The 12,141-nt window shown below is 72.6% G+C and carries 12 protein-coding genes; 3 read left to right on the top strand and 9 right to left on the bottom strand.

Going from position 1 to position 12,141, the window contains the following annotated elements:
- Positions 1-10: 10 nt before the first annotated feature.
- From ACWD1Z_RS26990 to ACWD1Z_RS27025, 8 genes are all read right to left on the bottom strand, one after another.
- A complete protein-coding gene (locus tag ACWD1Z_RS26990) occupies positions 11-1,390 on the bottom strand; it encodes a YcaO-like family protein (protein ID WP_451122178.1) in 1,380 nt (459 codons plus the stop codon).
- A complete protein-coding gene (locus tag ACWD1Z_RS26995; RefSeq protein WP_451122179.1) occupies positions 1,387-2,868 on the bottom strand; it encodes a CocE/NonD family hydrolase in 1,482 nt (493 codons plus the stop codon). The genes ACWD1Z_RS26990 and ACWD1Z_RS26995 overlap by 4 nt, the downstream gene beginning before the upstream one ends.
- Positions 2,865-3,710 (bottom strand): hypothetical protein, encoded by an 846-nt coding sequence (locus ACWD1Z_RS27000; RefSeq protein WP_451122180.1) that lies wholly within the window; start codon positions 3,708-3,710, stop codon positions 2,865-2,867. The genes ACWD1Z_RS26995 and ACWD1Z_RS27000 overlap by 4 nt, the downstream gene beginning before the upstream one ends.
- 90 nt (positions 3,711-3,800) lie before the next feature.
- Positions 3,801-3,914 (bottom strand): streptamidine family RiPP, encoded by a 114-nt coding sequence (amiA, locus tag ACWD1Z_RS27005; RefSeq protein ID WP_244889785.1) that lies wholly within the window; start codon positions 3,912-3,914, stop codon positions 3,801-3,803.
- A 58-nt stretch (positions 3,915-3,972) separates the two neighbouring features.
- Positions 3,973-4,794 (bottom strand): ABC transporter ATP-binding protein, encoded by an 822-nt coding sequence (locus ACWD1Z_RS27010; RefSeq protein WP_451122181.1) that lies wholly within the window; start codon positions 4,792-4,794, stop codon positions 3,973-3,975.
- A 19-nt stretch (positions 4,795-4,813) separates the two neighbouring features.
- The gene (locus ACWD1Z_RS27015; protein ID WP_451122182.1) at positions 4,814-5,821 is read right to left on the bottom strand and encodes a FecCD family ABC transporter permease; all 1,008 of its coding nucleotides are present in this window, start codon (positions 5,819-5,821) and stop codon (positions 4,814-4,816) included.
- A complete protein-coding gene (locus ACWD1Z_RS27020; protein ID WP_451122239.1) occupies positions 5,818-6,945 on the bottom strand; it encodes a FecCD family ABC transporter permease in 1,128 nt (375 codons plus the stop codon). Before ACWD1Z_RS27020 ends, ACWD1Z_RS27015 begins: the two co-directional genes overlap by 4 nt.
- A gap of 104 nt (positions 6,946-7,049) precedes the next feature.
- Entirely contained in the window at positions 7,050-8,027 is a 978-nt protein-coding gene (locus tag ACWD1Z_RS27025) for an ABC transporter substrate-binding protein (protein WP_451122183.1), read from the bottom strand.
- 46 nt (positions 8,028-8,073) lie between these two features.
- On the opposite strand from ACWD1Z_RS27025, the gene ACWD1Z_RS27030 reads away from it, so the two are divergent.
- Positions 8,074-9,318, top strand: a complete 1,245-nt coding sequence (locus tag ACWD1Z_RS27030) for a hypothetical protein (RefSeq protein WP_451122184.1) — start codon at positions 8,074-8,076, stop codon at positions 9,316-9,318.
- A gap of 96 nt (positions 9,319-9,414) precedes the next feature.
- Here ACWD1Z_RS27030 and ACWD1Z_RS27035 read toward each other — a convergent pair whose 3' ends face one another.
- The gene (locus ACWD1Z_RS27035; protein ID WP_451122185.1) at positions 9,415-10,035 is read right to left on the bottom strand and encodes a sugar O-acetyltransferase; all 621 of its coding nucleotides are present in this window, start codon (positions 10,033-10,035) and stop codon (positions 9,415-9,417) included.
- A 259-nt stretch (positions 10,036-10,294) separates the two neighbouring features.
- Between ACWD1Z_RS27035 and ACWD1Z_RS27040 the strand changes: the two genes are divergently transcribed.
- Complete coding sequence (locus ACWD1Z_RS27040) at positions 10,295-10,960, top strand: class I SAM-dependent methyltransferase (RefSeq protein WP_451122186.1); 666 nt, start codon at positions 10,295-10,297, stop codon at positions 10,958-10,960.
- A gap of 132 nt (positions 10,961-11,092) precedes the next feature.
- Positions 11,093-12,091 (top strand): RNA polymerase subunit sigma-70, encoded by a 999-nt coding sequence (locus tag ACWD1Z_RS27045; protein ID WP_451122187.1) that lies wholly within the window; start codon positions 11,093-11,095, stop codon positions 12,089-12,091.
- Positions 12,092-12,141: the final 50 nt, after the last annotated feature.

The following is a 12,141-nucleotide window of genomic DNA, read 5'->3' on the forward strand; positions in this document are numbered from 1 at the left end:
GGGGCGGTCCTCACATGTGGGGCGGAGGGGCCAGCGTGAAGTCCTCCGGCGCGCTCGGTGCGGTCGTCCGCCAGCCGCGGGCGACGGCGGAGTCGGTGAGGCGCGGGCAGCCGAAGTAGCCGAAGGCGGCAGGGGCGTTGGGCAGGAGCCCGGAGACCAGGACGCGGGCGACGCGCAGGGGCGTCTCGGCCACGTCCTCGGTGGTGAGGTCGAACGTCATGACGCGGTGGCCGCCCTCGTGCAGCGCGCGTTCCAGCCGGTCCCGGCTGCCGGGCTCGACCGCGTCGATGGGCACGGTCCCGTGCGCGGGATCGGTGAAGCGGCGGGCCTCGGGTGCCATGCGCTCGTCCAGCCAGACCTGGACGTGCGCGCCCAGGTCCCGTACGTGCTCGAACTGCTCGCCGCACACGTCGAGATAGCGGCCGTCGGCACGGTGCTCCAGGTACAGCCCGCGGGCGAGCAGCCCGGCCTCGACGGCTCGGAAGACCCAGGCGTCGGGGCCGGTCAGACCCTGGGTGAAGACCCAGGTGTGGACGGCTTCGAGAACGGCCTTGCGGGCGGCCTCGGCCGGGTCGTACTTGCAGGCGAATCCGGCCGCGTACAGGCCGAGCCGGGGATCGCGGACGAGCGCGGCCATGCAGGGGGCGAACTCCGAGGGCATCTCGACGAGATGCACCTCGAGCGCGGATCCGGCGAGGTCGTCGGTGAGGCCGGGAACGCTGGCCGGGTCGATGGCGCGGGTCGGGCCGTCTAGGTGCCACCACAGTTCCAGGGCGTCGCGTTCGACGATCTCCAGCAGGCCGCGTTCGGCGGCATCGTCGAAGCCCTGCCCGGTGGCTATTCCCGCGTAGTTGAGGTGGTGGGTGCGCGGCAGCGAACGCAGTTGGCCCTGGCGCCAGTTGAGGTGGGTGAGGGCGACGGGCGCCCACACCTCGGCGGTCCGTCCCCCGGGCAGCCGTTCGGTGCCACGCGTCCACAGGGCGGGCGTGTCGGCGGTGAGGCGGCGGTAGGGGAACTTCTCCCGTGTGTACTGCCAGTCGGCGTAGGCCGGCAGTTCGTCCGGCCCGTACAGCCGCACCCCCCGCTCGGCCAGGTCGGCGGCCGTGGCACGCACCGGGGCGTCCGGGTGGCCGGGCGGCGGCACCCGGTTGCCGCAGTATCTCTCGATCCCCTCGGCGATCGCGGCGATGCGAGCGGCCTCGGGGTCGCCGAAGGTGGTGCCGAGCGACACCCGGTCGGCGGGCCACAGGCCGAGCCGGCGGGCGTCGGCTATCTCGGCCGTCAGCGCGGTGTAGCGGGGCGGTGCGCCCTCGGGGTGCTCGACCGGCTTGACCGTGCGGACGATGCCGCAGACGGGGTCGACGAGAGCTTCCAGCGGCAGCGCCGTCATCGCAGGATCTCCTGTACGGGATCGGTGGGAGTGGGTCGGGATCCGAGGACGGGCAGCCGCAGTGCCACGCTCCCGGCGTCGACCTCACGCCGGGAGATGATCATTCGGGTGGCCGTGACCGGGTCGCCGCCGGTGTGGGGGTTACGGGCGTGGGCCGGGAAGTGGTGCCCGGCGATCTCCAGGCGAAGCCGGGCACCCGCGGGCAGTCGCCGGGCGAGACGGCCGAGCCCTACGCTGAACTCGGCCTGTCCGCCGGGTGGTTCCTCGCGGCGCACGATGCCGACGGCGAGCCGCTGAGCCACTCCTTCCGGTGTCAGGGCGATGAGCCGGAGGGCCCAGTCGGCGGACGGGGTGTCGGCGGTCGCCCGCAGACCGACCTCCACGCGTCCGACCACGTCCAGCGGACGGGGCAGTGGCGGGGTGACCAGCAGGCAGCGGTCGGGTGGGCCGTCCATGGGGACGGCCAAGTCGGCGGAGGACACGGGTCGTTCGGGGTCGGCTGTGAAGGAGGCGCCGTGCAGCAGTCGTAGGGCGTGCGTGCGCGGTTGTCCCTCTGTGTCGGCGGTCGTCCACAGGGTGCTGCCGCCCAGGCCGACCGCGCCTCGGCGCCCGGGGGTGAGGTCGCCGGCGAGGGCTCGGTGGGCCCAGCCCGTGTACAGCTCGCCGAGATTCACCCGGTGTGCCGGATCGGCGTCGGGTCCGGGTTCCGCGACGAGGCCGTGTCCCCAGGGCCCGAGCAGCAGCCGGGCCGACGGACCGCCCCAGCGCCGCCACAGCGCGACGGTGTCCTCGGCGAAGTGGTCGTGGTGACCGCCCACCGCGAGCAGGGGCATGCCGGCCTGCTCGGCCTGCGAGACCAGCCGGCCGTGCGCGTGGTGGCGCCACAGGCCCGGCCAGGAGGGCAGGCTCCGGCCGAGCCGTTCGTGCAGGCCGGTCAGCGGGAGATGGGCGAGCAGTCCGGGGTCCGCGGCGAGGGCTTTGTCCAGGGCGTCCTCGTCGGAGTCCGGGCGGTCACCGTGGGCCGCCCACCATCCGGCGCGGGTCAACAGCCGCTCCACGCCGGAGGGTTCGCGAGCCGTCTCGGCGGGACCCAGGGCGGGCACGGCCGCGATGACGGCGTCGGGGCGGGCGTCCGTGGGGGCGTCGAGGGCGAGAGTGAGGGCGCAGTGGGCGGCGTAGGAGGCCCCGGCGGCCACCAACCGCCCGTTGCTCCAGGGCTGTCGGCGGATCCAGCGGGCGGTCGCCGCTCCGTCGGCGGCCTCGTTGTCGTACGGGTGCCACTGACCCGGGGACGCGTGCCGGCCGCGCACGTCCTGGACCAGTGCGGCGAACCCGCGACGGGCCCAGCCGCGCAGTTCGGCCCGGTGCCGTCTGCGGTCGTAGGGCGTGCGGATGAGGACGGCGGGGAAGGGGCCGTCGCCGTCCGGGAGGTGGACGTCGGTGGCGAGCCCTTCGACGGGCACGGTGAGCGGCGTCATCCGGCCTGCTTCGGTATCGGGGCGACGGCGGGGACGGGCAGCACGGCGTGCTCGGTGACGGTCAGCGTGCGCAGGTCGACGCGCCGGAGCCTGCGCCGGGCGGGGAGGCCGTCCGTGTCGGCGGCGCCGGTGATCCACCGGCTGAGGTCGTCGGCGAGCAGAGCGGCCAGCAGGTGCGCGGCGGGGGCGGTGAGGTGAACGGGAGCGCCGGACGTACGCGGCCCGCTCCAGTAGGCGGCCAGTTCACGGTGCGCGGGCGTGGCGGCGAGGCGGCGGGCCCGGACGTGTGCCGAGGTGACGTCCCCGGCAGTGGCGGCGAGCGGCTCGACGTACGCCTGCCAGCCCTCGCGGTGGCAGCGCAGCCAGGCGATGCCGCGCTCGGGCAGCCGGTCGGCGCCCTCCCACAGCCCGTCGGGCACGGGCCCGTCGAGGCACCACACCACCGCGGCCGGACGGTCGGTTGACAGGTCGTCAAGTGGCGGTGGTGTACTGCTGCGTACGGTCGTTCGCGGCTCGGCGCCCAGGGTGCGCAGGAGCGCGGCGAGGGGTTCGGTCAGCACAGGGTCGCCCAGGAGCCGGATGTCCCGGCGATCGGCGGGCCATCGTGGGCGCTGCGGTTCGTGCGCGAGGTACCCGGCTTCCTCGAAGGCCCCCACGACGCGGTCGAGTTCGCCGTCCGGCTCGACCGCGGTCGCCGTACCGGAGAGGCGGGCCAGCAGGGCCTTCTCGTCCGCGTCCTTCGTCCTGATGCTGAGGAACTCCCCCTCGGCCGTGCGGACGGCGAGGCCCCGCCCAGGGACGGCGACGACCTCGACACCGGGTGCGAGCGAACTGCGGGACACGTCAGTCCTCCTGTGAAAAAGGGGCCTTGAAAGGGCGTGAGCCCGCCCGCAGGTGACGGGCGGGCTCACGGTCGAGGGCGCTGGACCCTCTTACTCCTCGGTGTCCTCGAAGGGGTTCTCGACGAGAGCGTTGGAGTGGGTGGCCGAGGCGTGAGCCAGCTGACCCGGGTCGGCGATGGGCGCGAAGACCTTCTCGTTGTCCATGAACTCTCCTTGTTCGTGAGGGAGATGCGGCGCTCTGGTGAGCGCCACACGGAGAACACTAGTGAATATGATTTTCATATTCTAGTGCTGGGAGCGGGTGATCTGGATAACACACGGGCCAGCCGCCCTCGGGGTCCCGGCCCACCCGTCCGGCCACCCGGAGGACGTCCGCGAGCAGCCCGGGCGTGACCACCTCCTTGGGCGTGCCGTCGGCCACCACACGCCCCTCGCGCAGCGCGACGATCCGCTCGGCGAACCGGGCGGCGTGGGCCAGGTCGTGCAGCACCATCACCACGGTGAGCCCGCGTTCCTCGCGCAGGCGGACCACGGTCTGCAGCACGTCCAGCTGGTGATGCAGGTCCAGGTAGGTGGTCGGCTCGTCCAGCAGCAGCACGCGGGTGTCCTGGGCGAGCGCCATCGCGAGCCGCACGCGCTGCCGCTCGCCGCCGGACAGCTCGTCGACCTCGCGGTCGCCCCAGTGCTCCACGCCGACGTCGCGCAGGGCGCGGCGGACGACCGGGTCGTCCCCCTCCCGCAGCATGCCGAGGGGCCCCCGCGCCGCGTACCGCCCCTGCCGTACGAGATGACGCACCGTCATGCCGGGGACGCCCGGGGACGACTGGTGCAGCAGCGCGACGCGGCGGGCCGTGGCCCGGCGGGACAGCCGGGCGAGGTCGTCCTCGCCGAGCAGCACACGCCCCTCTTCCGGCCGCAGCAGGCCGGCGACCAGCCGCAACAGGGTTGATTTCCCACAGCCGTTGAGACCGATGAGAGCGGTCAGCTCACCCGGCTCGACGGTCACGTCCACGCCTCGCAGCACGGGCTGCCCGGGGTAGCCGAAGCGGACCCCCTCGACGCGGATCCCCATGGACTCGGTCATGCTCTGTCCTCCGACGACATCAGAACGTACGGCTCGGCGCGCGGCGCACGACGACCAGCAGCAGCGCGGCCCCGACGCAGGCGGTCAGGGCCCCGACCGGCAGGGTGAGCCGGCCGGAGTCCAGCGCGGCCGCCAGCAGCCGCGAGGACAGCTGCGCCGCCGCGTCCGCCCCGCACACCACGGCCGCGCCCACCAGGGCGGCACCGGGCAGGGTCACCCGCAGGTCGGCGCCGAAGACGGCCAGGGCGAGGTGCGGTACGAGCAGCCCGACGAAGCCCAGCGCCCCCACGGCGGCCACGGCACCGGCCGTCAGCGCCACCGCGCACAGCAGGGCGAGGGTGCGGGCCCGCCTCGCGGACAGCCCGGCGGCGAGGGCGATGTCGTCCCCGCAGCGCAGCAGGGTCAGCGGCCCGGTCAGCAGCCAGGCCATCACTCCCCAGGTCAGCGCCCACGGCCAGAGCAGGTGCCAGTGCTGCCACACCCGGCCCTCCGTGGTGCCGACGAGCCACTGCACCACGCTGCCGAGTTCGCCCGGGGCGACCAGCAGCACCATGGCGGTGAGTCCGCCGAGCACCGCTGAGACCAGAACCCCGTGCACGGCCGTCTGCGCGGGGTCGCTGCGCCCCCGCCCGGCGAGCAGCCACAGCAGCGCGGCCCCGGCGCAGCCGCCCACACACGCGGCGACGACCACGGCCAGCGGTGATTCCCACCCGGCGAGCCCGAGGCTGCTCGCGAGGACGGCACCGAGCACGGCGCCCGGCGTCACCCCCGTCACCTCGGGCCCGGCCAGCGGGTTGCGCAGCGCGGACTGCAGCACCAGACCCGCCACGCCGAGGCACGCCCCCGCACCGAGGGCCACCAGGAGCCGGGGCAACCGGAGTTGGAGCAGGATGTGCCGTTCCGTCGCATCGCCGCCCCCGCCGAGGACGTCCCACACCCGGGCGGGGGACATGCCCCGCCCGGCCACCAGTTCCACCCCCGCGCAGACGACGATGAGCACCCCGAGTACCGCGAAACGCCGTCTCACCGGGCCTCCTCCGCTTCGATCGACTCGCCGCGGAAAGCGGAACGTCCGGAAGCGCTGTCGCTCCCGTGATCACCTCGGTGGACTCGGTCGCGGGCCCCCGGGACACGCTCGCGCTCCTTCTCCGCGGAGCCCTCGGGCGCCGGGCCTGAGCCAGTGCTGACCGCCGGTCGCCGCCGGGCAGCCGGTCTGCGGTTGCCCCACCGAAGCAGGGCGACCCCGGCGGGCACGCCGAGGAGGGCCGTCCAGGCACCGACCGGCGTCTCAACGGGCGCCAGCGCGAGACGGGCCGGGACGTCGGCGACGGCCACGACGACGGCGCCCCAGGCCGCCGACCAGGGCAGCCAACGCACCGCCGCCGCGGCGGGGTTGAACCATCGCGCCAGATGCGGGGCAAGGAACCCGACCCAGGCCACCGGCCCGCACACGGCCGTCACGGGCGCGATCAGCACGATGGCGATCGCCAGCGCGGCCAGCCGGGCCCGCTGGGCGCGCACCCCCAGCGCCTCGGCGTCCTCGTCACCCAGCCGCAGCACCGAGAGCACCGGTGCGCACAGCACGAGCGCCGGAGCGGCGACGAGCAGCCAGGGCCACAGCCCGGTCACGTCGTCCCAGGTACGGGCGGAGAGCGAACCGAGCAGGTAGCGGTAGATCAGCTGGAGATCGAGCTGGTCGGCCATCACCATCAGTACGAGCAGCGCGGCCTGCAGCGCTGCGGCGACCGCGGCGCCGGTCAGCAGTACGGCGGACGGGCTGCGCCCCAACCCGGCGGCGAGCAGCGTGAGTCCGCCGCCGAGCGCGGCGCCGCCGATGGCCAGCAGTGGCTGGAGGGCGGCGGGGAGGGACACCGCCAGCACCAGCGGTGCGGCCACCCCGAGCGCCGCCCCGGAGGACACGCCGAGCATCTCCGGGACGGCCAGGGGATTGCGCAACGCCTCCTGGAGCACGAGCCCCGCCGCCCCCAGACAGGCACCGGCGACCAGCGCCAGCACCAGGCGGGGCACGCGGAGTTCGGTGACGACGATCCCGGCGAGCGTGCCGTCCCCGTCCGCCAGCGCGCCGGGCAGCCGGTGCAACGGGACGTAGGGCGTGCCCAGGCTCAGCGCACAGGCCGACGCGGCGCACAACAGGGCGCACACGACAGGCAGTTGCCATCCTCCCGTGAGGCGCACGAACCGCCGTGCGCCCGATGCCGTGTCACCTGTCGCGGCGGGCATCGCGGTGGGCGCGCTCACCGCAGCGCGGCCGTGGCCTCATCGAGGATGATGCCCAGCGAACGGGTACCGCGTCCCTTGGCCCAGACCTCGGAGTTCACCTCGTGGACGTCTCCGTTCTTCACCGCGGGGATCTTGCTCCACAGCGGGTTGTCCGCCAGCTTCTCCGACAGCTTGCCGTCCGCCTCGCCGAAGCTCATCGTCTCGACGAACAGCACGTCGACGTCCGCCGCGAGGATCTCTTCAAGGCTGTAACTGCCTTCCACGCCACGTGACTTCCAGGGGTAGTCGGCGAGCTTCGGGAAGAGGCTGGCGCCGACGTCCGTCTCCGGGGTGGCGACGCCGAAGTTCTCGTCACTGCCGTAGATGATGAGCGCGGTCTTGTCGCTCCGGTTCTTCTCGGCCTCGGCGAGCTTGGTACGGAAGGCCTTTTCCGCCTTCTCGCCCTCGGCGGTGCGGCCGGTGAGCGCGGCGACATCACGCAGGTAGCCCACGCTGTCCTGCCATGTCTCGGGCTGCATGGGCCAGAACGTGGTGGCGCCCTTCAGCGCCGGGGCGAGTTTGCCGTGGGTGTCCTCCAGGCCGATCACCAGGTCGGGCTTGTGGGAGAGGACCGCCTCGACCTCGGGTGCGATGAACCCGCCCGGGATGACGTCGACTTCCTTCGCCTTCTGCTCCCCCAAGAACTTCGGGTGGGCGAGGAGCACGCTGTTGGTGGCCGCGGGGGCCATGCCCAGCTCGGTCAGGATGTCGTCGCAGAGCGCGAACAGGCAGACGATGCGCTCGGGCTCCTTCTCCAGGGAGACCTTGGCGCCGTTCGTGTCCGTCAACTGCCTTGTGGCCTTGATGGGTTCGACGGTGACGTCGGTCTTCTCGACGGCAGCGGCGGCCTTCTCGTCCGCCGGTTCGGCGGACGAGCCGCACGCGACCAGCACCGACCCCACTAGCGCTGCGGCGACACAGCTTCGGACGAATCTCGACGGTGAGCGCAGCATCGATGCCCTCGCTTCTTCTCAGGAACCCGGAACGCCCCGAAGATACATGATAATCGTTTTCATAATCACCCCGCTCTCCTGGAGGCCCCCCTTGACCACCGCCCCTCCCCTGCTGCTGGTCTCCGACCACATCGAGGGATCCGTCCACGTCCTGACCGTGCCGGACGGCACCCGGACGGGCCGCCTCACCGGCCGCCACCTCTCCGAACACGCCGGGTTCCTGGCCCTGCCGGGCGGCCGAGCGGCGTGCGTCGACGACCGCAGGGGCGAGCTGCTGGTGCTCGATCCGTACGGCGACGTACTGGTCGAAGCCGCCATCCCGGTCGCCGTTCCGGCCGAGCACCTCGCCTGCGACCCGTCCGGCCGGTGGGTGGCCGTGACGACGGGCCTGGGCGAGAACACCGAGCCGTGGTCGGACCTGCTGACGGTCGTCGACCTCACCACGGGAGACGCGACCCGGGTACGCACCCGCATCGACGAGCCGGGGGTGACCGTCCTAGGCCACGGTGATCCGCTGGTCGTTCTGCGGCACCGAGGGCCTGGCACGCTCGCGGTCCACCGGTTCGCCGACCTGCTCGCCGCACCCCCCGGCTGCCCCGCCGCCACGCCGCACGCACACCTTCCGCTGCCCGACGACGGACACGGCGACGCCCATGACCCGCACTCCGGCCACGTGTTCGCGGCCATGGCCGACGGAGTGCACCGGGCACGCCGCGCGGGCAACGCACTCGTCCCGGAGCGCACGATCCCCTGGAACTCCCCCGCCAGGGGCTGGTACTTGCGGCTCGACCCTCGGCGACGGGCCCTGTGGTCGACGCTGCGGGGCGGTCCCGCCGACCCGTTGCGGTGGCCTGAGTGGACCAACCAGGCCTGGCGCCACGACCTGGAGACGAACCGCACCACCCTGACCGAGCTCGGCCACGGCCTGGTCTTCCGGCTGGCCCTCGCCCGGAACCACACCGCCTTCACCCGCATCCACCCGGACGGCGACGAACTGATCCTCCTCGACGCCGACGACACCGCCCGCCACCTCCCCCTCCCCGCCATGGACGGCGCACCCCGCCGGGGCGGCACTCCGTGGGACGGCGTCCAGCGCCGGGCGGTGGCCGCCTCCCCGGGCGCGGACTGGGTCGCCGTCACCCGCGGCGGCCACGGCGAAGTCCACGTCTTCGACGCCCCGACGGGCAGCGAAGCGGCCCGGCTGAAGCTGGACACACCTCTGGATCACGGCGGCCACGCGCTGCTGCGCACGCAGGCCGATGGGGCGGACGGGGATCCTGTGGGCCGGTGACGACCTGGCCGGCGCCTATGGGGGGTCTGAGGGCGGACCAGGGTCAGCGCGCTGGGACGCCGCCCGCGGGCGTTCGGCCATCCCAACGAAGCACCCTCAGCTGCGAGTCCCCGAATGCCCCTCGGCGGTACGGGCGTTGAGGTCCTCGTCGGTGATGGGGCGGACGACCCGGCACGGCGCTCCGACGGCGACGCTCATCGGGGGAATGTCGCGGCTGACGACGCTGCCGGCGCCGATGACCGACCCGTAGCCAATGCGAACGCCGGGCAGGATCACGGCGTTGCTGCCGATCCACACCTTGTCCTCGATCACGATGGGTTCCGAGAATCGGCCGAAGTCAGTGCGCCGCAACGGATGTACGGGGTGTCCTGTGGTGGTCAGCGTCACGCTGGGGGCGATCATGACATCGTTGCCTATGCGGATGTCGACGTCGTCCACGAACGTGAGGTTCACGTTCCCGAAGAAGTCATCGCCGATGTACACGTTGCTGCCGAACCCAGCGTGGAACGGCGGCAGCAGCACGGTGCGTTCACCGACCGAGCCGAAGATCTCGACGAGCAGCGATCGGCGCTTCTGCGCCGCGCTCGGCGGCGTGTGGTTGTACTCGAAGATCTGCTCGGTGCGGCGCCGAGGGGCCTGGAAGGCCGCTTCCGACTCGGTGTAGAGCAGCCCTTGGGCGATCCGTGCCAGGACTTCTTCCTCACGAGCATGCGTCACGGCAAAACGCTCCCCTCGTCCAACGTCTCGGCCTCCATACGATCAGTCAGATCATGGCGGGGCGCCCCCACTCCTGTCCCAGGACCTCATGATCCCGTCGAGCCGGGAAGTCCTGGCGGTGCGGGCATGATGCCTCTGAGGTGGTTCCCGTCCGCATCGGCGGGGCCATCACAGCAGCGGAAGAGACGCGGATCGGCTACCCCTCTAGGGTGGCCTGGGACCGGTTGTCCGATACCGGCTTGATCTGGAGGTCGTCGGCATGCCGGAGTCGGAGCAGGAGCTGGCCGAGGTTCAGCGGGCGCACTGGCAGCAGACCTACGGCGAGCACCCTGGCATGTACGGCGAGGAGCCGTCCGACCCGGCGGTCCATGCCGCTGCCCTCTTCCATGCCCTGGGTGCCCGCGAGGTGCTGGAGCTGGGTGCCGGCCATGGCCGTGACGCGCTGTACTTCGCCCGCGAAGGGTTCTCCGTGACGGCCACCGACTTCAGCCCCGCGGGGTTGGAACAGCTGCGTGAGGCCGCCGTAGTCCAGGCGGTGGCCGGGCGGGTCACCACGGCGGTTCACGATGTCCGCGAGCCGCTGCCGCTCGCCGACGCCTCGGTGGACGCGATCTTCGCGCACATGCTGCTGTGCATGGCACTGTCCACCAAGGAGATCCACGCCCTGGTCAACGAGGTGCGTCGGGTGCTGCGACCGGGCGGTGCCTTCGTCTACACCGTCCGCCACACCGGAGACGCCCACTATCAGGTCGGCGCCGAGCACGGCGACGACATCTGGGAGCACGGCGGCTTCGCCGTCCACTTCTTCCCCCGCCATCTGGTCGACGACCTGGCCAAGGGCTGGAGCCTGGAGGACGTCAGCGGGTTCGAGGAAGGCAGCCTGCCCCGGAAGCTGTGGCGCGTCACCCAAACCCTCCCCCGGTGAACACCGACCGACCAGAGCCCCGCACCCGGACAGGAGACCTGCCCAGCCCTTTCGGCCGACCCTGGTGATGAGTTTTCCCGTCCGCATCCGTCACACCTACGACGGGATACACCGCGGCGGAAGGATGACGTGATGAGTACGGACACACGGCTCAAGGAGCTGGGCGTGAGCGAGCTGAGCGCGATCGACGAACCGTCGTTCTCCGAGCTGGCGCAGCGCCACCAGCGGGAGCTGCACGTGCACTGCTACCGGATGCTCGGATCCTTCGACGACGCCGAGGACACCGTGCAGGAGACCTTCCTGCGCGCCTGGCGGCGGCGGGAGACCTTCGAGGGGCGCTCGACGTTCCGGGCGTGGCTGTACCGGATCGCCACCAACGCCTGCCTGGACCTGCTCGCCAAGCGCCGCCCCGAGCCTGCGACGGGCGGCGAGGTCCGGTGGCTGCAGCCCTACCCCGACCGGCTGCTCGACGAGCTGCCCGCAGGCGACGCGGAGGAGCCGGAGAGCCGCGCCCTCGCGCGGGAGACGATCGAGCTGGCGTACCTGGTCGCCCTCCAGCACCTCGCACCGCGACCGCGGGCCGTGCTGATCCTGCGGGACGTCCTCGGCTGGCCCGCCAAAGACGCAGCGCAGCTCCTCGGGGACTCCGTCAACTCCGTGAACAGCGCACTGCAGCGGGCCCGCGCCGGCATGCGCGAGCACCTGCCCGCCGAGCGGCAGGACTGGACGGACAGCGAACAGGACCCCGCAACACGCGAGCTGGTACGCCGCTACACCGACGCCAGCGTCGCCACGGACATCGACACCCTCGCCACGCTGCTGCGCGACGACGTCCGCTGCTCCATGCCCCCCACACCGGGCCTGCACATCGGCCGCGACGCGGTGGTCACCGACTGGATCGACAGCGGCTTCCAGGACATGCAGGGCCTGCGCCCCGTCCCCACCTCCGTGAACCGGCAACCCGCCATCGCCTTCTACCACTGGCAGGAAGGCCAGGGCGCCTACTTGCCGCTGACCATCGACGTCCTGCGCATCACCAACGGAACGATCACCGAGATCACCACCTTCCACAGCGACCAGTTCCCCCGGCTCGCACTGCCCGAGCGACTGCCGGCATCCAGCACTCAGTAGTCCTCGTTGCACGCCGAAGTGCCGAGCGGCTCCTTCGACCAGTCCAGAAT

Source organism: Streptomyces sp. NPDC002784, from assembly GCF_053592135.1.

Excerpts from the sequence above, each read along its gene's own strand:
- ACWD1Z_RS26990 (WP_451122178.1), bottom strand. The coding sequence starts at position 1,390 with ATGACGGCGCTGCCGCTGGAAGCTCTCGTCGACCCCGTCTGCGGCATC.
- ACWD1Z_RS26995 (WP_451122179.1), bottom strand. The coding sequence starts at position 2,868 with ATGACGCCGCTCACCGTGCCCGTCGAAGGGCTCGCCACCGACGTCCAC.
- amiA (WP_244889785.1), bottom strand. The coding sequence starts at position 3,914 with ATGGACAACGAGAAGGTCTTCGCGCCCATCGCCGACCCGGGTCAGCTG.
- ACWD1Z_RS27010 (WP_451122181.1), bottom strand. The coding sequence starts at position 4,794 with ATGACCGAGTCCATGGGGATCCGCGTCGAGGGGGTCCGCTTCGGCTAC.
- ACWD1Z_RS27025 (WP_451122183.1), bottom strand. The coding sequence starts at position 8,027 with ATGCTGCGCTCACCGTCGAGATTCGTCCGAAGCTGTGTCGCCGCAGCG.
- ACWD1Z_RS27030 (WP_451122184.1), top strand. The coding sequence starts at position 8,074 with ATGATAATCGTTTTCATAATCACCCCGCTCTCCTGGAGGCCCCCCTTG.
- ACWD1Z_RS27040 (WP_451122186.1), top strand. The coding sequence starts at position 10,295 with ATGCCGGAGTCGGAGCAGGAGCTGGCCGAGGTTCAGCGGGCGCACTGG.
- ACWD1Z_RS27045 (WP_451122187.1), top strand. The coding sequence starts at position 11,093 with ATGAGTACGGACACACGGCTCAAGGAGCTGGGCGTGAGCGAGCTGAGC.